Origin of the sequence: Acinetobacter sp. FDAARGOS_558, from assembly GCF_003937785.1 — a bacterium.
GTDB lineage: Bacteria > Pseudomonadota > Gammaproteobacteria > Pseudomonadales > Moraxellaceae > Acinetobacter > Acinetobacter baumannii.
Map to the genome: position 1 here is coordinate 3,134,885 of NZ_RKJH01000001.1, position 20,215 is coordinate 3,155,099.

Annotated in this window: 17 protein-coding genes; 10 read left to right on the forward strand and 7 right to left on the reverse strand. The window is 39.2% G+C overall.

The window, feature by feature from the left end; all coding sequences use genetic code 11:
* The first annotated feature begins 7 nt into the window (after window positions 1-7).
* The 5 genes from smc to EGT34_RS15040 all read left to right on the forward strand — a co-directional run bounded on the left by smc (window position 8) and on the right by EGT34_RS15040 (window position 8,834).
* On the forward strand, window positions 8-3,457 hold the full coding sequence (gene smc / locus EGT34_RS15020) for a chromosome segregation protein SMC (protein ID WP_001239987.1): 3,450 nt from the start codon (window positions 8-10) through the stop codon (window positions 3,455-3,457).
* A gap of 1 nt (window position 3,458) precedes the next feature.
* Window positions 3,459-4,496: a cell division protein ZipA C-terminal FtsZ-binding domain-containing protein gene (locus EGT34_RS15025; RefSeq protein ID WP_000405211.1), complete on the forward strand. Its 1,038-nt coding sequence runs from the start codon at window positions 3,459-3,461 to the stop codon at window positions 4,494-4,496.
* Between the two features lie 94 nt (window positions 4,497-4,590).
* Complete coding sequence (gene ligA, locus EGT34_RS15030; RefSeq protein ID WP_001018835.1) at window positions 4,591-6,627, forward strand: NAD-dependent DNA ligase LigA; 2,037 nt, start codon at window positions 4,591-4,593, stop codon at window positions 6,625-6,627.
* A 253-nt stretch (window positions 6,628-6,880) separates the two neighbouring features.
* Complete coding sequence (gene ftn, locus EGT34_RS15035) at window positions 6,881-7,345, forward strand: heteropolymeric bacterioferritin subunit Ftn (RefSeq protein ID WP_001214863.1); 465 nt, start codon at window positions 6,881-6,883, stop codon at window positions 7,343-7,345.
* 295 nt (window positions 7,346-7,640) lie between these two features.
* Window positions 7,641-8,834 (forward strand): MFS transporter, encoded by a 1,194-nt coding sequence (locus tag EGT34_RS15040; protein ID WP_001992131.1) that lies wholly within the window; start codon window positions 7,641-7,643, stop codon window positions 8,832-8,834.
* A 67-nt stretch (window positions 8,835-8,901) separates the two neighbouring features.
* Here the strand turns inward: EGT34_RS15040 and EGT34_RS15045 are convergent, their stop codons facing one another.
* Together EGT34_RS15045 and otsB are read right to left on the reverse strand one after the other, a co-directional pair.
* On the reverse strand, window positions 8,902-10,332 hold the full coding sequence (locus EGT34_RS15045; protein ID WP_000040106.1) for an alpha,alpha-trehalose-phosphate synthase (UDP-forming): 1,431 nt from the start codon (window positions 10,330-10,332) through the stop codon (window positions 8,902-8,904).
* Window positions 10,320-11,171: a trehalose-phosphatase gene (gene otsB / locus EGT34_RS15050; protein WP_001064763.1), complete on the reverse strand. Its 852-nt coding sequence runs from the start codon at window positions 11,169-11,171 to the stop codon at window positions 10,320-10,322. Before otsB ends, EGT34_RS15045 begins: the two co-directional genes overlap by 13 nt.
* 355 nt (window positions 11,172-11,526) lie before the next feature.
* Between otsB and EGT34_RS15055 the strand changes: the two genes are divergently transcribed.
* The 5 genes from EGT34_RS15055 to bioD all read left to right on the forward strand — a co-directional run bounded on the left by EGT34_RS15055 (window position 11,527) and on the right by bioD (window position 16,182).
* The gene (locus tag EGT34_RS15055; RefSeq protein ID WP_000776137.1) at window positions 11,527-12,261 is read left to right on the forward strand and encodes an alpha/beta fold hydrolase; all 735 of its coding nucleotides are present in this window, start codon (window positions 11,527-11,529) and stop codon (window positions 12,259-12,261) included.
* A gap of 90 nt (window positions 12,262-12,351) precedes the next feature.
* A complete protein-coding gene (bioA, locus tag EGT34_RS15060) occupies window positions 12,352-13,632 on the forward strand; it encodes an adenosylmethionine--8-amino-7-oxononanoate transaminase (RefSeq protein WP_000131442.1) in 1,281 nt (426 codons plus the stop codon).
* Window position 13,633: 1 nt separating this feature from the next.
* Window positions 13,634-14,791 (forward strand): 8-amino-7-oxononanoate synthase, encoded by a 1,158-nt coding sequence (locus EGT34_RS15065; protein ID WP_000054322.1) that lies wholly within the window; start codon window positions 13,634-13,636, stop codon window positions 14,789-14,791.
* Window positions 14,788-15,537, forward strand: coding sequence for a malonyl-ACP O-methyltransferase BioC (gene bioC / locus EGT34_RS15070; protein WP_000055877.1), 750 nt, complete (start codon window positions 14,788-14,790; stop codon window positions 15,535-15,537). The genes EGT34_RS15065 and bioC overlap by 4 nt, the downstream gene beginning before the upstream one ends.
* Window positions 15,538-16,182 carry a dethiobiotin synthase gene (bioD, locus tag EGT34_RS15075; RefSeq protein ID WP_000016597.1) on the forward strand — a complete coding sequence of 215 codons (645 nt, stop codon included), beginning with the start codon at window positions 15,538-15,540 and terminating at the stop codon, window positions 16,180-16,182.
* Between the two features lie 64 nt (window positions 16,183-16,246).
* Here bioD and rluB read toward each other — a convergent pair whose 3' ends face one another.
* From rluB to EGT34_RS15100, 5 genes are all read right to left on the reverse strand, one after another.
* The gene (gene rluB / locus EGT34_RS15080) at window positions 16,247-17,170 is read right to left on the reverse strand and encodes a 23S rRNA pseudouridine(2605) synthase RluB (RefSeq protein ID WP_001291249.1); all 924 of its coding nucleotides are present in this window, start codon (window positions 17,168-17,170) and stop codon (window positions 16,247-16,249) included.
* A 41-nt stretch (window positions 17,171-17,211) separates the two neighbouring features.
* Complete coding sequence (gene scpB, locus EGT34_RS15085) at window positions 17,212-17,808, reverse strand: SMC-Scp complex subunit ScpB (protein WP_000093856.1); 597 nt, start codon at window positions 17,806-17,808, stop codon at window positions 17,212-17,214.
* Window positions 17,805-18,596, reverse strand: a complete 792-nt coding sequence (locus EGT34_RS15090) for a segregation and condensation protein A (RefSeq protein ID WP_029642262.1) — start codon at window positions 18,594-18,596, stop codon at window positions 17,805-17,807. Before EGT34_RS15090 ends, scpB begins: the two co-directional genes overlap by 4 nt.
* Before the next feature lie 228 nt (window positions 18,597-18,824).
* Window positions 18,825-19,442 carry an L-threonylcarbamoyladenylate synthase gene (locus EGT34_RS15095; RefSeq protein WP_000902819.1) on the reverse strand — a complete coding sequence of 206 codons (618 nt, stop codon included), beginning with the start codon at window positions 19,440-19,442 and terminating at the stop codon, window positions 18,825-18,827.
* Window positions 19,443-19,531: 89 nt separating this feature from the next.
* A complete protein-coding gene (locus EGT34_RS15100; RefSeq protein WP_000550441.1) occupies window positions 19,532-20,194 on the reverse strand; it encodes an elongation factor P hydroxylase in 663 nt (220 codons plus the stop codon).
* Between the last annotated feature and the right edge of the window lie 21 nt (window positions 20,195-20,215).

The following is a 20,215-nucleotide window of genomic DNA, read 5'->3' on the forward strand; positions in this document are numbered from 1 at the left end:
GGGCATTATGCGTTTAAGCAGTTTAAAACTTTCCGGCTTTAAATCTTTTGCAGATAGTACAACTTTAAATTTTAAGGCGAACCGCACAGCAGTGGTTGGTCCAAATGGTTGTGGCAAATCCAATGTTATTGATGCGATCCGCTGGGTGATGGGGGAGTCAAACGCTCGTCAGCTACGTGGTGGTAGCATGCAAGATGTTATTTTTACCGGAACATCCAAGCGTAAGCCTGTTGGGGTTGCTAGTGTAGAACTGCGTTTTGACAATACCTATGGCAAATTAGGTGGAGCTTATAACGCTTATAATGAGCTCGCAGTTCGTCGTCAGGTGACTCGCGAAGGTAAATCTGAGTATTTCTTAAATGGTACACGTTGCCGCCGCCGTGATATTACTGACATTTTCTTGGGAACAGGGTTAGGGCCACGCTCTTACGCAGTCATTGAACAAGGCATGATCAACCGCTTGGTTGATGCCAAGCCTGAAGAAATGCGTATTTTCATTGAAGAGGCGGCAGGTGTTTCACGCTATCAGGCGCGTCGACGCGAAACCTTGCAACATCTTGAACATACGGAGCAAAACCTTTCACGCTTGGAAGATATTGCGCTTGAGTTAAAATCGCAGCTTAAAACGCTTAAACGCCAGTCAGAAGCGGCAGTTCAATATAAAACGTTAGAAAGCCAGATTCGTACCCTAAAAATTGAAATTTTGTCTTTTCAGGCAGAGAAAAGTGTACGCCTACAAGAAGAATATACCGTTCAAATGAACGAACTGGGGGAAACATTTAAATTAGTTCGTTCAGAATTAAGTACGATTGAACATGATTTAGAATCTACCAGTGCTTTATTTCAGCGACTTATTCAGCAATCTTCACCGTTACAACAAGAATGGCAACAAGCTGAAAAGAAACTGTCTGAACTGAAAATGACTCTAGAGCAAAAACAAAGTTTATTTCAGCAAAATAGTACAACTCTCGTTCAGTTAGAACAGCAAAAAGCCCAAACGAAAGAACGTTTACAGCTTTCTGAATTGCAACTCGAAACACTGAATAGCCAGTTAGAAGAGCAAACCGAAGCTTTAACTGCAATTGAGCATACAGCAGCTGAAGCAGAGCAAAGTTTTGCCGGGTTACAATCACAGCAACGGCAAGCGCAGCAACAATTTGAGCAAGTAAAAGCTCAGGTTGAAAAACAACAGCAGCAAAAAATGCAAATGTCTGCCCAAATCGAGCAATTAGGCAAAAATGTACAGCGCATTGAACAGCAAAAAGAAACGCTGCAACATCAAGCAAACCAGATCCAATCGCAAGTACACGAAGATGAACAAGGCGAGCTTGAGCAATTACAGCAGCAGCTTTGTCGTGAAATTTCAACGTTAGAAGCGGAAATTGAGCAGTATGTGCAGCGTATTGAACAAGCTCAACAATCGTATCAGGCAAATAAAAACCAGCAGCAAACGTTAAAAACAGAAATACAGGTTTTATTATCAGAGCAGAAAAACTTAAGCCAGCTTGTTGCTAAACAAAGTCCAAAGCAAAACCAAGATACGCTACGTTTAATGCAGGCTTTAGAGTTAACAGAGCAGGGCAAACCACACGCGCAGATTATTGAAAAGTTTTTAGCAAAATGGTTGCAGGCACATATTGTTGAAACTGAACAAGCCTTTCAGGAAGGAATTGCTCGCCAGTTAAAGCCTTCAGAGCAATCAAGCAAATTTAAGGGGAACCTGACTTGCTTGAATGATTGGATTGCATCGCCACAGCTATCAATATTCTCGAATGTAGCGATTGCACAAGATTTATCTCATGCTTTAAATGAACAAAAGCAACTGCAATATGGCCAGTCTATTTTGACTTTAGATGGTTATCATGTCGGGCAAGATTGGGTAATTGCTCTTATGTATGATGACGAAAGTCAAAGTGCGCAAGGTATGCTCAGTCATCGTATTCGTCTAGACGAAATTGAACAAGTTCTTCAAAAGCAGCAACCAGAATTACAAGCATTAGATCAAATTATAGTTCAGCAAAAAGATGAGCTAGGACAGTTACAAGTTGACCTACAGCAAAAACAACAAGTCATTAAACAAAAACAAAAAGACTTGCAACAGCTTGATGTACAAATTGCCAAGCAACAAACCGCAGCACAAGCATTTTTATTGCAAAAACAGCAATTGAAAGATCAACTCGCTCAATTAGATACGCAGCTTGAAGAAGATGCGATGCAAAAAGATGATCTTGAAATTGATTTGCATGCATTGGCAATGAAGCTCGAAACTATTTTACCTGACTATAAAACTTTGCAATTTCAGGTAGAAGAATTAACAGAGCAGCTTGAGGAACAGCAACAAGTCTTACAACAGCAACAACAAGAACGTGAGATTTTACGACGTAATAGTACGCAGACAACTCAACAAATTGAGCTGCTTGAAAAAGATATTTCGTTCTTGCAGAGCCAATATCAACAAATTACAGCGCAAATGGAACAGGCGAAAAAGTTTGTTGACCCTATTCAGTTAGAGTTGCCAAACCTTGAGTCAGAGTTTCAACAACAGTTTGCTCAAACCGAAAAGCTGCAAAAGACATGGAATGAATGGCAGATTGAGCTTAATAGTGTCCAAGAGAAGCAACAAACGCTTACAGATCAACGCCATCAATACCAACAGCAAGATGAAAAGCTTAGAGAGCAGCTTGAAGCCAAACGTTTAGCATGGCAAGCCGCCAAGTCGGACCGAGAGCACTATCAAGAACAGCTCAAAGAGTTAAATGCCGAGCTTCAAACGGGCTTGAAAATAGATTTAACTGAACACCAGCAAAAACTAGAAAAAGTACAGAAACAGTTTGAAAAAATCGGTGCAGTTAACTTAGCTGCTTCACAAGAGTTTGAAGAAGTTTCTCAGCGTTTTGATGAGTTGAGCCACCAGATTCAAGACTTGGAAAATACGGTAACTCAGTTAAAAGATGCGATGAAGAGCATTGACCAAGAAACCCGTAAGTTGTTTATGTCGACTTTTGATCAGATTAATCAAGAGTTACAAAATCTATTTCCAAAAGTTTTTAATGGTGGTGAAGCCAGTTTAAGTCTTGAGGATGATTGGCAATCTGGGGTTAAGCTCATGGCGAGACCACCGGGTAAGAAAAACAGTTCTCTAGCATTACTTTCCGGTGGAGAAAAAGCGTTAACAGCGTTAGCATTAGTATTTGCTATTTTCAGGTTAAATCCGGCACCGTTTTGTGTACTTGATGAAGTGGACGCTCCACTCGACGATGCGAATGTACAGAGATATTGTAATTTGGTAAAAGAGCTTTCTGAACATGTACAATTCATTTACATTACACATAATAAGCTGGCGATGACCATGGCAACTGACTTGTTGGGTGTAACCATGCCTGAACCGGGTACATCAAAATTAGTCACTGTCAATTTAGAACAGGCAAAAGAATACGGGTTAGTTTCGGAGTCATAGAATGGAAATCAATACGATTATTGGCATCGTTGTTGCCATTATTATCATGCTAATTGGCTTAAGAATGATTTTAAAAAAGCCGAACCATGCTGAACCCTCGCTAGACAGTGATTTGCATATTAATCCTGAAAGTAATCAACCGGTTATCCCTCGTCATGTACGAGATCAACTTGAACAGCCAGAAGTTACTGTTGCGTCAGCAGCCGTTGCTGAACGAGTGGAACCAACTTTAAGCGAGCCAGCACAGTCAGAAGAAAAGGGAACAAAAGAACTAGAACAGGCTTCACAAGCTCAAACAGTCCAGACACAAGTACCCGTTGAAAATACGCCAGTAGAAGTAGAAGAAGTTAAAGCTGAAGAAAATACTGTTAGCCCAACTGTAAGTGAAAATAGTTCAGTTGAGTTAGTTGATACCGTTTCTGCTGAACCAGAAGTTGTTAGCTCATCAGAACCAAAAGTTGCAGAAGGGCAACCGAAAACTGAGCCGGAATTAAGCTTAAATCCAAATATCGAAACTGCTGAAATTGCTGAGTTTGAAGGTGAAAGCAACATTCTTGATGTACATTTACATGAGCAGCAGCGTTTTGATGACGAAAGTGCGTTAGCAATGGCTGAGCAGATTATCGCATTAAATGTATATCCAAATCCGCGCCGTGCGTTATCGGGTGATAAAGCACTGAAAGTGCTTTTAAAATATGGTCTACGTTACGGTGAAATGTCTTGTTTCCACCGCTATGAAAATACCGATGAGCCGAGTGCATTGATGTTCTCTGTATTGCGTATGACTGATAATGGTCCTGCTGGTTTCGATTTAGAAACTTTATCGACTGAACAAGTTCAAGGCTTAGCATTTTTCCTTGCACTTCCAAACAGCAAAGCTGTTACCGGTTTTGACATGATGACCAGTATTGCAGGCCTTATTGCTCGTGAAATTGATGGTAAGGTTTATGATGAAAATAACCTTGAATTTACGCCACAGTTAAAAGAACATTGGCGCCATCATGTGATTGATTATCGTCCAGCACAGGCAACAGCCTAGTTTAAATTTTTGGTATAGGTTGCGATAATTGTAATATATCTAGTCGCAGCTCAGGGTGGAGAAATTTCCACCCTTTTTTATGGTGAATAAAATAATGGCAATAACTTCCGTGATCGAACAGATGCGTCAGCTTATTCAACTGATTGCAAAGCATAACCATGCCTACTATGTCATGGATCAGCCGACAATCTCGGACAGTGAATATGATCATTTATTTCATCAGTTAAAAGCTTTAGAAGAACAATATCCGGAATTTGTACAAGCCGACTCACCAACAACGAAAGTAGGTGGTCAAGCGCTTTCAAAATTTGAGAGTGTGACACATGTGGTGCCAATGCTTTCACTTGGTAATGTATTTAACCAAGAAGACTTATTTGCATTTGCACGCCGTGTAGAAGAGCGACTTCCGAACCAGAAAGTACAATATGAAGTTGAGTTAAAACTCGATGGCCTTGCGATTTCACTATGGTATGAAAATGGCGTACTCGTTCGCGGCGTAACCCGTGGGGATGGCGAAACGGGTGAAGACATTACTCAAAATGTTAAAACCATTCGTAACTTACCTAAAGTTCTGCATTCAGAAAAATATGAAATACCTCGTCTACTTGAAGTACGTGGTGAAGTATTGATGCCAAAGTCTGGTTTTGAAAAACTCAATGCTGACCAAGAAGCAAAGGGAGAAAAAACCTTCGCTAACCCTCGAAATGCAGCCGCTGGAAGTTTAAGACAACTTGATCCAAATATTGCTGCTGCTCGACCTTTGGCATTTTATGCGTATGGGATTGCACAGTGTGAACCAAATCATGGCCTAACAACCATGCATGATAGCTTGCAATGGTTAACGGAACTTGGGTTCCAAATTGCTGAGCGTCAGTACTTGTGTAATTCAATTCAAGAAGTACAGCAGCGCTATGAGCAAATTCAGCAAGAACGTCCAAACTTGCAAGTTGAAATTGATGGCATGGTGGTGAAGGTTGATGACCTAAAACAACAACAGCAGCTTGGTTTCTTAAGTCGTGAACCACGCTGGGCAACTGCTTATAAATTCCCGGCACAAGCTGCATTAACTACAGTTGAGCAGATTGACTGGCAAGTAGGGCGTACAGGGACTTTGACCCCTGTAGCACGCTTAAACCCTGTTTTTGTGGGTGGTGTGACTGTTTCTAACGTAACGTTGCATAATATTGGGGAAATTCATCGTCTGGATGTACGCATTGGCGATACGGTAAGTGTATATCGTACGGGTGACGTGATCCCTAAAGTAGAAAAAGTTTGGCCGGAGTTCCGTCCTGCTGAAGCAGAAGTTGTTCATTTACCAGAGTCCTGCCCAGTATGTGCTTCGCCTGTAGTGATGCCTGAAGGTGAGGCTCTCGCACGTTGTTCAGGCGGTTTATATTGTGCCGCACAGCGTATTGAAGCCATTCGTCACTTTGTATCGCGTAAAGCGATGGATATCGAGGGTTTGGGAGATCGTTGGGTAGAATCTTTATTACGTCTCGATTTACTTAAAGATGTTGCTGATATTTACCATTTGCATGAGCACAGAGAAACTCTGTTGGGCATCGAAAAAATGGGAGAAAAGTCAGTACAGAACTTAATAGATGCGATTGAAGCAAGTAAGAAAACAACTCTAGCACGTTTTATTTATGCATTAGGTATTCGTGGAGTAGGTGAAACAACGGCTAGAATGTTAGCAAATACATTCCAGACGCTTGAGGCTCTTAAAGCTGCGAATGTAGAAGCTTTAAAGAAAACCCCAGACGTAGGGGATATTACAGCAGAGTGGATTGCTGACTTTTTCTTGGCACCGCATAACATTGAAGTACTCGATCGTTTAATTGCTGCAGGAATTCATTGGGATGCGCCAACAGCACCAACGCGTCAGCCTTTAAATGGTGAAAGCTGGGTACTTACAGGTACATTAGAGCAAATGACCCGTGATCAGGCCACTCAAATGCTACAAGCATTAGGTGCACGAGTAAGTGGGAGTGTTTCTAGCAAAACAAAATGTGTAGTTGCTGGTGAGAAGGCGGGTTCAAAATTAGAAAAAGCTGCAAAGTTAGGTATCCCTGTCATGAATGAAACAGATTTCTTATCACTCATGGCAGGCTATGGGCAAACTTTGAGCTAAAAGGTTAGCGAAATAAGAACCATTGATTTTAGTTACAAATTTATAAATTGATGGTTTTTGCTATATTTGAACGCTTGTCTGAGCTTATAAATCGGACAAGCGTTTCTTTTTGCAAAGGAAATTTAAATAACTTAAACTGCAAATGCGTATGTTTCTCATTTTAATTTGATAAAAATCATAAACTTAACTATTTTTTGTTTTGCAATCATTTTTAAGTTTGCCCATAATAGACTCATACGATAGGAGATTTATTATGCGTGGCAATCCAGAAGTCATAGACTATTTAAATATGCTCATTGGCGGAGAGTTGGCTGCCCGTGATCAATATTTAATCCATTCTCGTATGTATGAAGATTGGGGCTTAAACAAGATTTATGAACGTATTGACCATGAGATGCAAGAAGAAGCGTCTCACGCCGATGCGATTATTCGTCGTGTATTATTTTTAGGTGCCAAACCAAACATGCATCGTGAAGATATCAATGTTGGTACAGACGTTGTATCTTGCTTAAAAGCTGATTTAGCACTTGAATATCATGTGCGTGAAAAATTAGCGACAGGTATTAAACTTTGTGAAGAAAAAGGCGACTACATCAGTCGTGACATGTTACGTCAACAATTATCAGATACTGAAGAAGACCATACTTATTGGCTTGAAAAACAGTTGCGTTTAATTGAACTGATTGGCCTACAAAATTATATCCAGTCTCAAATTTAATGACTTGAAAAACCCAGCTTAGGCTGGGTTTTTTTATTGGCTCATTTTAATAAAATGAAGTCACCATTTAAATGTTAATTCTGCCAAATTGAATATATTCAAAGCCTTATTACATAAGGCTTTGGCAGTTACAAAAAAGTCAGAAAATTTGTATCAGACCCCATGTTTTTTCTGTGGAATTGGATATAATTTCGCCAACAAAAACCCTTGCCTAGAAATTTAATGAGGCAAGGGTTTTTCTATGGGGAATCGGTTGGTATGGATCGCCAATGGTTTTATGGTGAGCTTCGCGTATATGTTATTTTCCAAACCTGCTGTTTTAGATACAGCTACTCTCTTAAGTACACAACGATTAGCAACTCGTCTTAGCTTTTTTAGCTTGGGCTTTGCGATATCTGCATGGGCACCACTTATTCCGTATGCTCAGCAACGTTTAAACCTAAATCACGCAAATTTTGGTTTATTGCTGCTTTGTATGGGAATCGGCTCAATGATTGCTATGCCTGCGACTGGGGCTTTAGTTAAGCGTTGGGGATGTCGTCCATTAATTGCTGTGGCGACCATACTCTTGATGGTATTACTACCAAGTTTAACGATCTGGCATAGTCTTGTATCGATGGCTGTAGCGTTATTCATTTTTGGTACGGCAGCAGGTAGTCTTGGCGTTGCTATTAATTTACAAGCAGTTGTGGTGGAAAAGCACAGCTTACGTGCGCTCATGTCTAGTTTTCATGGTATGTGTAGCCTTGGCGGTTTAATCGGTGCCATGCTTGTCACTGCACTATTAGCAATTGGCCTTTCACCACTCATGAGCACATTGTCTGTAGTCATGGTTTTATTGGTGGTGAGCTTTGTTGCCATTCCATCTGCCTTAACAACATTTGAGCAAGATGAACAAGGTGCAGCGGAAATAACTGACGCGCCTAAAAAATCTTCACGTCCGAATGGTACGATCCTTTTGATTGGGATGATGTGTTTTATTGCCTTTTTGTCAGAAGGTGCGGCAATGGACTGGGGTGGTATTTATTTAACTAGTAAATACCAGCTTAATCCTGCCTTTGCTGGGCTGGCTTATACTTTCTTCGCGCTTAGTATGACAAGTGGTCGTTTTGCAGGGCATATCTTGTTAAAACAGTGGGGTGAGAAAACTATTGTGACTTATAGTGCAATTGTTGCTGCTCTTGCTATGGTCACTATTGTGATGGCACCTGTTTGGCAAGTTGTCGTATTGGGTTATGCACTTTTAGGTTTAGGCTGTTCTAATATTGTACCAGTCATGTTCTCTCGTGTTGGACGCCAAAATGATATGCCTAAAGCAGCGGCACTGTCTTTAGTGTCAACGATTGCTTATACAGGTTCATTAAGTGGCCCAGCCTTAATTGGTTTGATTGGCCAGTGGACTAGCCTAACCACCGTCTTATCAGGAGTGGCAGTTTTATTAACCATGATTGCTATACTCAATCGCTTTACTCTTGTGAAGGCAAAGTAATTTAAGCTTGCTTACCAGCCGCGGAACATCGAGAAAAACATCCTCGATGTTCCCTAAGCTTAAATTATTATAAAACATGGTAAGTGGGTTGATACTTTTCTTGTAAGGACAATTTAGACTTTGTGAATGTCGGAGAATTTTCTAAATCCTTCAAGAAATTATTTCGCCAATCGCTCAGGTCAGTAGCTGCTAAACCTTCTATTAACTGTTCATAACGATTAATACGTTCAGCTTTGGACATCTCTAGAGCGGTTTTTAAAGAATCCATCATGGCTGCTCTATCTAATGGATCAACAATCAATGCTTGAGTCATTTGTTCAGCAGCACCGGCATATTTAGATAAAATCAGCACACCTGGGTTCTCTGGATCTTGAGCCGCAATATATTCTTTTGCGACCAAATTCATACCATCACGTAATGAGCTAATCCAGCAAATGTCAGAACGACGATAAATATGCATCAAGCTGTCATGTTGAACTGTGTCGAAGCAACAATCGATAGGTCGCCAATCTTCATGAGCAAACTCTTCATTAATCAGTTCTAATTTGGCCTTAAAGCGTTGGTATAAGCGTTGATAGGCTGGAATATCTGTACGTGAAGGCGTTGCAACTTGAAGGTGACGTACCAATCCATGATATTCAGGATTAGTTTCAAGGAAAGTTGCAAATGCATTGAAACGCTCAAGTAAACCTTTTGAATAATCAATCCGGTCAACCCCAATAATTGTTTTTTGACGTGGTATATCTTCAAAGTTAAATACGTATGGTGTATGAAAGGCCTGTTGTGCTTGGCGCTGAATAAGCTCTGGCTGAACACCGATAGGATAGGACTTAATCAAGATTTGACGTTTCTTATAACTGATTCTGTCGCTTAGTATTTTTTGAGCTTCAAGTAAGCCCATACAGGTTTGCATACAGGTGTTCTGATCGGTTTGAGTTTGTAAACCAATCACATCATATTGGCAAAGATCTTGGACCAACTGTAGTGCAACTGGGATCTTGCGCCAGATATTTAAGCTTGCGAAAGGAATATGCAAAAAGAAACCGATTTTATTTTGCATACCTAATTCACGGCAATGACGAGCTACGCTGAAAAAGTGATAGTCATGCACCCAAATAAGATCATCAGGCTGAGCAATCTGTTGTAATTTTTCAGCAAATAAACGATTGACCTTTTGGTAGGTATTATATTCTTCTGCATTATATTCGATCAGGTCATCCCGATCATGCATGGCAGGCCATAATACTTTATTGGCAAAACCACAGTAGTACTGTGCATATTGCTGATGTGTAAGAGGGCAGGTAATGTAGTCGATCCCATGAGAATATGCCTGATCGAATTCAGGCGCTTCAGTATCGGTAATTTGCTGACCATTCCAGCCTAGCCAAATGCCGTTACTATCATTTAATGCATCTTGTACAGCTACTGCAAGGCCACCTGCTGAAGCCTTACCCGATGGCATACTAATTCGATTCGATAACACGATTAATTTAGACATATTTGTTCTCCATTCTGATCTTGACTATTTTTGACGTATAACTTTTTTATTTTTTCTAGGAAGAAAAAAAGAAAATTAGACACACTATTAATATCTTTTAATCTATATTGAGCTTCTGTTTCACCAGAACCTACTTTAATTGAAGTGCCAAACTGTTGATTAATAAAAATGAAACCTGATTCATCCGTTAAATCATCTCCTATAAATATAGGGTGGGTTAACGGTAAATTAATATGATTTAATACTGTTTGTATTGCTTTACCTTTATCTGCCTGTTTAGGTAATAATTCAACGACAAATTTTCCTCTATTTAATTTTAATTGAGGATAAAAATATTTAATCTGTTGCATAATATAAATTGCATTATCTTCTAATTCTGGGTTTTTTCGATAATGTAAAGCAATAGAATGTCCTTTATCCTCAATTAATAAATCGGGATATTTTTCACAAGAATTTATAATATCTTCTTTTAATTTTTGAAAATTAATATCGCTTAAATCTGGGCGAATATAAGTATCAGAATCAAAATAAATATCTAAACCATGTAAGCCCGCTATAGGTAATTCAATAGACTGAAGTAGCTTACCCGCTGTTTCAACATCACGTCCTGTTACAGCAATCACGGGTATATTTAATTCAATAATTTTTTTTATAACTTCTAAGGTAGTATTTGGAATAAAACTATGCTCAGGATGAATTTGAAATGGAGCTAATGTTCCATCAATATCCAGAAATAAACAATAATTTTTATCTGTAGGTAAGATATTTATAATATCATTGGGTGTAACAAAATATGTATCTTTTTCTCTCCCATCAGATATTATACTTTGATTGTTCATATTTGCCTGCCCATATTTTTTGATCAATATTTAATCTTCTAACATTAAAATGAATTGATGAGTCATTTTTTTTAATAAAAAAACATAAGTATTAACATTAATTACATTGCATAATGGATTTATGGGTCAAGTGTGGATTATGTTGTTTTTTGATTTGCTTCAATGTTTAGATAATTAAATTTTTGTATATTTCATATAAATATTTTAGGCCTTATTTATCAATATATTTCAGAATATTTAACAGCCATAAATAGTTGATTTTACTTTTTTGAATTCAATTTTTATATTGATTTTAAAAGATATTTTAAATTGATATTAATATATAATTTCCATAAATTTGTCTTTGAGCGTGCATATGAAGTTACAAAATAAAATTTTATTGATTACAGGTTGGGGAGTAGGAATAGAACCTTTGCAATCGTTAAAATTAGGTTTAACGAAAGCTGGGTATGACACACAACTTATTAATATTTTTAATATTTTAGATGGTGACTTTCACGAGCAGCTTGATTTTTTAACTGATATTGATGTGGTTGTAGGTTGGTCTTTAGGTGGACAGTTAGCAACATATCTGGTTGACTTTTTTTATAAACAAACGGGCCAAACTAAAACGTTAATTACGCTTGCCTCTAATCCTTGTTTTGTGGCTAATACCTCGTGGCATACTGCTATGCCTGCTGATGTATTTAGTCAATTTAAAGCATCCTTTTTACAGAATCCCCAAGCTACTTTAAAACGTTTTTATTATTTAATTACACTTGGCTCATCTCAGGCAAAACAAGATTGGCTTAGTGTACAAAACATAGCAAATCCGCCCTCAAATAAACTGTTGTTAGAAGCTTTGCAAATGCTTGAGCAGCTAAATTTGGTAGATAACTTGAAAACCTATCCAGGACGACAACTTCACCTGTTTGCTGAACAGGATAATGTCATTCCTTGCAAGATTATGGAAAATTTTAAAGATATAGCGACAGAAAACATGAGTTATAAGCTAATAAAAGATGCTACACATGCTTTTCCCTACTTACAGGTAGAAAGAACAATTGAAGAAATCTGCCAATTTTTAACAATTCATCAGCAAAGTTCATAAGCTTTGATTGATCTCGCAATTTTCTTTCATTCTTAACAGGTTTAACATGTGCTAAATGAAAGATTTGATTGCTGTAAAAGGGTATAGAGGATGACCGATAATTTTGATTTGGAACATATTTGGCATCCATATACTTCAATGACCCAACCTTTACCCACATTTAAAGTGAAGCGTGCCTATGGGGCAACGATTGAACTTGATGATGGTAGAACTTTAATTGATGGTATGTCATCTTGGTGGTGTGCAATTCATGGCTATAACCACCCTGAACTTAATCAGGCAGTGACCGACCAGCTACAAAATATGTCTCATATCATGTTTGGCGGTTTAACTCATGATCCTGCTATTGAACTTGGCAAAATTCTTTTAAAAATTACACCGCCGAGTCTCGATAAAATTTTTTATGCAGACTCAGGTTCGGTTGCCGTTGAAGTTGCTTTGAAAATGGCTGTGCAATTCTGGACAGCACAAGGCCAGCCACAAAAAACAAATTTTATTACTACACGTTCTGGTTATCACGGTGATACATGGAATGCGATGTCTGTTTGTGATCCAGTGACAGGCATGCATCAGATTTTTGGTACTAGCTTACCGAACCGTCTTTTTGTAGCAGCTCCGCAAACCAAATTTCATGAGGAGTGGAACCGAGAAGATATTGCCGAGTTAGAGCAAGCTATTCAGCAAAATCATGAAAACCTTGCTGCACTTATTATTGAGCCGATTGTCCAAGGTGCAGGGGGCATGCGCTTTTATCACCCTGAATATTTACGTCAGGCTAAAGCGCTTTGTGAACAATATCATCTGTTATTAATTTTTGATGAAATTGCCACTGGTTTTGGTCGTACAGGTAAGCTTTTCGCTTGGGAACATGCACAAGTCGAGCCGGATATTATGTGCCTAGGTAAAGGGTTAACAGGCGGTTATATGACTTTGTCTGCGACTTTAACGACAAAGCATGTAGCAGAAACCATTAGTCGCGGTGAGGCTGGGGTATTTATGCACGGCCCAACTTTTATGGCCAATCCACTCGCTTGTGCCGTTGCTTTAAAAAGTACGCAATTATTAATTGAGCAAGATTGGCAGGCCAATATTAAGCGAATTGAGCAACAGCTTAGCCAATATTTAATGCCTTTAAATCAGCTTGATTATGTTGCTGATGTACGAGTGCTCGGTGCAATTGGTGTGGTAGAACTCACCTTTAATGTCGATATGAAAACTTTACAGCAACAATTTGTAGAGCGTGGAATCTGGATTCGTCCTTTTGGAAAATTAGTTTATGTCATGCCGCCTTATGTCATCACTCAACAAGAGTTAAGTGACTTGCTCGAACAGTTGGTTGAAGTAGTTAAAACGATGCAGGGGGCACATTAAGATGTCATTGCTCGATCATTTTGCTACAGAGTTAGATGAGTTAAAACGACAAGGTAATTTCAGACAATTTACCCAAAATGTGCAGCATGGCCGTTTTATTACAATTCAAAATAAAACGATGCTCAATTTAGCTTCAAATGACTATCTTGGGTTGGCAGCTGATATTGATCTTCGCCAAGAATTTTTAGATTGCTATCCATTAGAACGTAGCTATTTTAGTTCTTCATCTTCACGTTTATTAACGGGCAATTTTGATGAATATGAACAGTTGGAAAATAGCCTAAGCCAAGCATTTGGTGGTCGGGCGGCTCTATTATTTAATAGTGGCTACCATATGAATATTGGTATTTTGCCCGCTGTTGCTGATAGTAAAACTTTAATTCTGGCAGATAAGTTAGTTCATGCCAGTATGATTGATGGGATCCGTTTGTCTGGTGCCCAGTATGTGCGGTATCGACATAATGATTTACAGCATTTAGAGCAACTTCTACAAAAGTATCATGATGATGACCAGATTGAACGAATCATTGTGGTCACAGAAAGTATTTTTAGTATGGACGGTGATGAGACGGATTTAGCCGCTTTAGTTCAGCTAAAAAAACGTTTTGCTAAAACTATGTTATATGTCGATGAAGCGCATTCAATTGGCGTACGTGGACAGCAAGGTTTAGGGTGTGCCGAACAATATAATGTAATTCAGGAAATTGATTTTCTAGTTGGTACCTTGGGTAAAGCATTAGCAGCAGTCGGTGGTTATATTATTTGCCATCCAATTATTAAAGATTATCTCATTAATAAAATGCGTCCGCTTATTTTTAGTACCGCTCAACCTCCGATTGTTATGGCATGGGCAAATTTTATTTTTCAAAAAGTATTAAACGCTCAATCTCAACGTGAACATTTAAAAAATATTAGCCAATATCTTCAACAAGCAGTGGTGCAAAAGGGGTATGTGAGTCCATCGACCAGCCATATTATTCCAGTGATTGTGGGAGAAAGTCAGGCTGCTATCGATAAGGCGAAACAGGTTCAGGAAAGCGGTTTTTATGCCATGCCTGTACGTCCACCAACAGTACCTAAAAATAGTTCGCGTTTGCGCATTTCCTTAACATCAATGGTTGAGCAACATGAACTTGAAGCCTTGGTGAGTTTCCTGTGAGTTTGAATAAAAATTTGGTTGCCCAACGTTTTGCTAAAGCAGGGCAAAGCTATTCAAAGCATGCAATTGTCCAAAAACAAATTTGCCAAAACTTAACGAACTTACTAAAGCAATTTTGTCCAAGCACGATGTCACGTGTCTTTGAAATTGGTTGTGGTTCTGGCAATTTAACTCGTCTGCTTGTTGAATCTTTTCAAATTGAAGATTTAGTTTTAAATGATTTGTATGCAGAGGTGCAACAGCACTTTAATCATGAAGAACATGTGAAATGGTTAATTGGAGACGTTGAAACCTTAGAATTCCCTCAGCAGCTTGATATGATTGTTTCCGGTTCAGCTTTGCAATGGATGCAAGATTTACCACGGCTACTTCAACATTGCTATGCTGCTTTAAATGAGCAAGGCTGGCTATGCTTTTCAACATTTGGTCCTAGAAACCTCATTGAAATTAAAGAGCTAACCGGACAAGGTTTAAATTATTGGAATCTTGAAAATTGGAACAGTGCCTTAACTCAGGCTGGTTTTGAGATTTTGCATTTGGCACAGTCAGAAACTCAGCTTTATTTCGATTCGCCTAAAGCCGTGTTGCAGCATTTAAAAGCAACAGGCGTAACGGCAACTGCTCAGCATCGTTGGACTAAGCAATCTTTACAGCAGTTTTATCAAGATTATGACCAGTTTAAGCACGCCGAGGGGTACTCCCTAACATATCACCCGATTTATTGTATTGCCCGGAGAATGAAGTAAATGAGTGGCCAGATCTATTTTGTGAGTGGGATTGATACCGAAATTGGTAAAACCTACGCGACAGGTTTCTTAGCAAAATTATGGACTGAGCAGGGTAAAAAAGTAATTACCCAAAAACTCATTCAGACAGGTAATGCTGATATCTCTGAGGATATCCAGAAGCATCGTGAAATTATGGGGCAAGGTTGGTTTCAGGAAGATCATGACAAGCTGACTATGCCGGAAATCTTTAGTTATCCTGCTTCACCTCATTTAGCAACGCGTCTTGATAACCGAGAGATCGATTTTCAAAAAATTGAGAATGCGACTCAAACATTGGCTGAGCGTTTTGAAATTGTATTGTTAGAAGGTGCAGGTGGCTTAATGGTACCCTTAACCACCAGTTTACTTACTATTGATTACGTTGCTCAGCATCAGTTTCCTGTTATTTTGGTGACGTCTGGTCGTTTGGGGAGTATTAACCATACATTGCTTAGTCTCGAGGCACTTAAGTCACGTGGTCTGAAATTAAAAGCTTTGGTTTACAATCTAAAAGATGAATCAAAAGATCCATTAATCTCTCAAGATACTTCAAATTATTTGAAGGATTATATAGCGATTCATTTCCCTGAAGCTGAATGGATTGAACTAGCAAAAATGAATTAATTAAAAAAGTAGGCCATAAAAAAACCGCTCAATTTAGAGCGGTTTTTTGATTTAAAAACTTTACTTAGAACTTTTTAAATCCACGGTTAAAACCAGTCGATTTGCGCTGATTGCCTGTGTTAGCTGGCGCTTCTTTTTCATCATCACGACGTTGCTGACGTAAGTAACCACCACGGCGTGCTGCCATTGGCTTTTCTGTCATACGTTCGGTGCGACGTTTTGCCATGCCAAATAAGCCTGTACCTTGACGTGGTTTTAACTCAACAGATTTTGCCAAGTTGTCGATGTCAGTTTTGTCGAGTTCCATCCAGCGACCAGTACGTAATTCGCGTGGTAAAATGACAGTACCGTAGCGAGTACGCAATAAGCGGCTTACTTTAAGGCCTTGTGATTCAAAAATACGGCGTACTTCACGGTTACGGCCTTCTTTCACTACAACTTGATACCAGCGGTTAATACCTTCACCACCAATTTCAGAGAAAGATTCGAATTTGGCAGGGCCATCTTCAAGCTCTACACCATTGACCATGTTTTGACGTAATTGTGGTGTTACTTCACCCATTACACGTACAGCGTATTCACGTTCAATTTCATTAGATGGATGCATTAAGCGGTTAGCAAGCTCGCCATCGTTTGTAAAAAGTAATAAACCTGTACTGTTAATATCTAGACGGCCTACCATTACCCAACGGTCATTTGCAATTTGTGGTAAATGATCAAATACGGTTGGACGCTTTTCAGGGTCATTACGTGAACAGATTTCACCTTCTGGTTTATAATAAATCAGTACACGACGACGAATTTCATCTTCGATCTGGAACTGAACTTTACGGCCATCAATGCGTAATTCATCGCCTGGTTCAATGCGCTCGCCAACTTGGGCAACGCGGCCGTTCACACTCACGCGTCCTGCGGCAATAACCTCTTCCATATATCGGCGAGAACCTAATCCGATTCGCGCTAATACTTTTTGCAATTTTTCACTCATGACAGCACAACCTTAGACATAATGATCAACAGTCCACCTCTTTATGACTTCGGTGCATTTGCATCGAGAGCCATAAATGCTTCCTTGGCGTTCTGCAGGGGAGGCAATTGGCCTAGAGAGGCTAGACCAAAAGCATTCAGAAATTGAGGCGTTGTAATTAGCAACGCAGGTCTTCCGGGTAAATCTCTAAAACCGGCTTCTTTAATCCAGTTCCAGTCAAATAGCGTTCTGAGAATCTGACTATTATTAGATACACCACGAATTTGTTCAATATCAGCACGTGTGACCGGTTGATGATACGCAATGACAGCCAACGTTTCTAGTAATGATGGCGACAGTTTTGTTGGTCGCTCTGGCCAAATCTGCGCAATGATATTGCGATATTTGGATCTTACCTGAAAACGAAAGCCCTGCGCAGTTTCAATCAACTCAATGGAACGGCCATGTTGTAAAAGGGCAAGCTGTTGTAAAAGCTGACGAAGCTGTTGTTTGTTATATTGATTATTAAATGCTTCTTTTAAACGGGCAATTGAGACAGGCGCTTCACTAGCAAAAATAATGGCTTCAAGCTGTAATAAAACTTCATGATGAATATCGGCTAATGACAAATCATTATTATTTTGTTCAAAACTGCTCATATTGAAGACCCTTGAATAGCTAGTGGAGCTTCAACTCCTGTAGCAATAATCTTAATCTTTTGTTGTCGGGTCAATTCTAAAACAGCCATAAAAGTTACAACCATTCCCATACGGCCTTGTTGGGGATTAAGTAATTCTTTAAAACTTAACACGTCGCCTGACTCTAATTTCTCTTCAATATAAGCAATACGTTCTTCTAACAGTACAGGCTCTTGCGCAATTGTGTGTGTTACAGGTTCCGGACGGTTAAATACACAGAACAAAGCATCATGTAATGCTGAAACATCATAACCTTCATAAACAGGCGCAATATGACCTAAGCTTACATTGGCACTGAATGTATCACGGTCAAGAACTGGCATTTGGCCTAAACGTTCAGCGGCTCGTTTAATGCGTAAATAAGTTTCGAGTCGATCAATAAGATCCTGTTTAGGATCTTTTTCGATGCTTACTACAGTAGGCTTAGGTAAAAGTAAGCGAGATTTCAAATCAGCCAATAAAGCAGCCATGACCATATAGTCGGCAGTCAGCTCAATGTTTAAGGATTTCATACTATCCATATAAGCCAAATATTGAGTTGCAATAGGAGCAATATCAAGCTGGATGAGATCAAAACCGTTTTTTTGAATCAGATAAATTAAAAAGTCGAGTGGTCCTTCAAACTGTTCGAGCAAAATCTCAAAGGCAGCTGGAGGAATATAAAGATCCTCAGGAATCGTATCGTGCCACTCATCTAAAACACGGATGTGTGGAACGTCTTCCATGGATTGATGAAGTGATTGGTTCATTACGATTATAAGCCACGCGAATTTTCAAAAGCATGAGACTTGTTTTTCAAGTCAATAATAGCTGTAGCAGAAGAACAGCAGATAGTGAGAAGCATTCTAAAGGAATTGTGACTTTTAATAAATTGCTTAACGACTAAAGTGTAAAAAAAATCCAAACTAAATAAAGAGTATTTTTTTTCTTGATAATGCTTTTTTTTAAACTATTGGTAAAAAATGAAAAGTAAGTGCTTATTCAAAAGCACTTACATCACCGACACCACGACGAATAATTTCAGGATGCTCACCTGATAAATCAATAATACTCGTGGTTGTTAAAGTACCAAAACCGCCATCAATAAAGACATCAATACGCTTAGCTAATTGATTTTCAATATCGTAAGGATCATCTAGTGGATCTTCTTGCCCCGGTAAAATTAATGTACTGGTGAGTAAAGGTTCACCGAGCTCTTTTAATAAAGCCTGACAAATTGGATTGCTTGGAATACGTAGACCAATCGTTTTCTTTTTAGGGTGCATTAACCTACGTGGAACTTCACTGGTTGCCGGTAAAATGAAAGTGGTGATGGCTGGTGTATTTGCCTTTAGTAAACGGTACGTCGCATTATCAACTTTGGCATAAGTCGCGATATCTGATAAATCGCAACACATAATTGCATATTGATGTTTAGGACCTAAACCACGAATCTGGGCAATCCGTTCCATCGCATTTTTATTACCAATCTGGCATCCGATTGCATAGGCAGCATCGGTAGGGTAGACCACAACGTCTCCGGCACGAATACGCTCAACCGCTTGCTCAATGAGGCGTTGCTGTGGATTTTCAGGATGTACATGTAAATGCAGCATATTTTAGAGACTCCATCACGCCATTATTAAAAATAGTATTAGACCTTTCAAACTTGTGAAGCAAGTAACTTACGTAGTTTTTTTGTCATTTAATCAAGGAGTTCACGTTTAAATTCATTTAATTGTAATGCTGCACCTGCTCGCGTACATTGGCAAATACATTCAATGAATCTTGCTGCATCGGCAGGCAGCTTTGCTTCACCAGAAAAGTAACGTTGAACTTGGGCATAAACATTATCTTTAAACTTTCTGCCATCTCCACCATCGCCCGTAAGGTTATCTAGCGAGACTCTGAATTTTCTGCCAAAAGACTGTGCAAATAACCATTCAATGGCTTGAGGTTTGATTTCTACTTGTTCAAATAAATCTTGCTGTTCTTTAGTTCTGCCATCTGGCGCATACCAATAACCTAAATCGGGTAATAGACGACGTTTTGCACCTGCAATCGTCCAATGGCTAATTTCGTGAAGAGCACTATTGAAAAAACCATGAGCAAATTGAATTTTCGCTGGCTCATGCTCATTCGCTGGGAAATATTCTGGTTCAAATTCTCCACGAACTAATGTCACATTATGGTGGGAAAACCAGTGATTAAAGTGTAAAATAAGCCAATCAACTTGCTCAGACTCTAATTTTGAGCTTGGCCATGGTGAGAGTTGCACCACGTCAGGTAAAAGAGGGTTCTGGTGGGTTGAATGGGTGCAAACGAGTAATGAAGTGTTAACTTCAGGTTGCGGCTGCAACAGGTGCATTGCTTAATTTACCCCGAGTTC

What these genes read in the sequence shown, in the direction of transcription:
- smc (WP_001239987.1), top strand. Translation starts at nt 8, where the DNA reads ATGCGTTTAAGCAGTTTAAAACTTTCCGGCTTTAAATCTTTTGCAGAT.
- EGT34_RS15025 (WP_000405211.1), top strand. Translation starts at nt 3,459, where the DNA reads ATGGAAATCAATACGATTATTGGCATCGTTGTTGCCATTATTATCATG.
- ligA (WP_001018835.1), top strand. Translation starts at nt 4,591, where the DNA reads ATGGCAATAACTTCCGTGATCGAACAGATGCGTCAGCTTATTCAACTG.
- ftn (WP_001214863.1), top strand. Translation starts at nt 6,881, where the DNA reads ATGCGTGGCAATCCAGAAGTCATAGACTATTTAAATATGCTCATTGGC.
- EGT34_RS15040 (WP_001992131.1), top strand. Translation starts at nt 7,641, where the DNA reads ATGTTATTTTCCAAACCTGCTGTTTTAGATACAGCTACTCTCTTAAGT.
- EGT34_RS15045 (WP_000040106.1), bottom strand. Translation starts at nt 10,332, where the DNA reads ATGTCTAAATTAATCGTGTTATCGAATCGAATTAGTATGCCATCGGGT.
- otsB (WP_001064763.1), bottom strand. Translation starts at nt 11,171, where the DNA reads ATGAACAATCAAAGTATAATATCTGATGGGAGAGAAAAAGATACATAT.
- EGT34_RS15055 (WP_000776137.1), top strand. Translation starts at nt 11,527, where the DNA reads ATGAAGTTACAAAATAAAATTTTATTGATTACAGGTTGGGGAGTAGGA.
- bioA (WP_000131442.1), top strand. Translation starts at nt 12,352, where the DNA reads ATGACCGATAATTTTGATTTGGAACATATTTGGCATCCATATACTTCA.
- EGT34_RS15065 (WP_000054322.1), top strand. Translation starts at nt 13,634, where the DNA reads ATGTCATTGCTCGATCATTTTGCTACAGAGTTAGATGAGTTAAAACGA.
- bioD (WP_000016597.1), top strand. Translation starts at nt 15,538, where the DNA reads ATGAGTGGCCAGATCTATTTTGTGAGTGGGATTGATACCGAAATTGGT.
- rluB (WP_001291249.1), bottom strand. Translation starts at nt 17,170, where the DNA reads ATGAGTGAAAAATTGCAAAAAGTATTAGCGCGAATCGGATTAGGTTCT.
- scpB (WP_000093856.1), bottom strand. Translation starts at nt 17,808, where the DNA reads ATGAGCAGTTTTGAACAAAATAATAATGATTTGTCATTAGCCGATATT.
- EGT34_RS15090 (WP_029642262.1), bottom strand. Translation starts at nt 18,596, where the DNA reads ATGAACCAATCACTTCATCAATCCATGGAAGACGTTCCACACATCCGT.
- EGT34_RS15095 (WP_000902819.1), bottom strand. Translation starts at nt 19,442, where the DNA reads ATGCTGCATTTACATGTACATCCTGAAAATCCACAGCAACGCCTCATT.
- EGT34_RS15100 (WP_000550441.1), bottom strand. Translation starts at nt 20,194, where the DNA reads ATGCACCTGTTGCAGCCGCAACCTGAAGTTAACACTTCATTACTCGTT.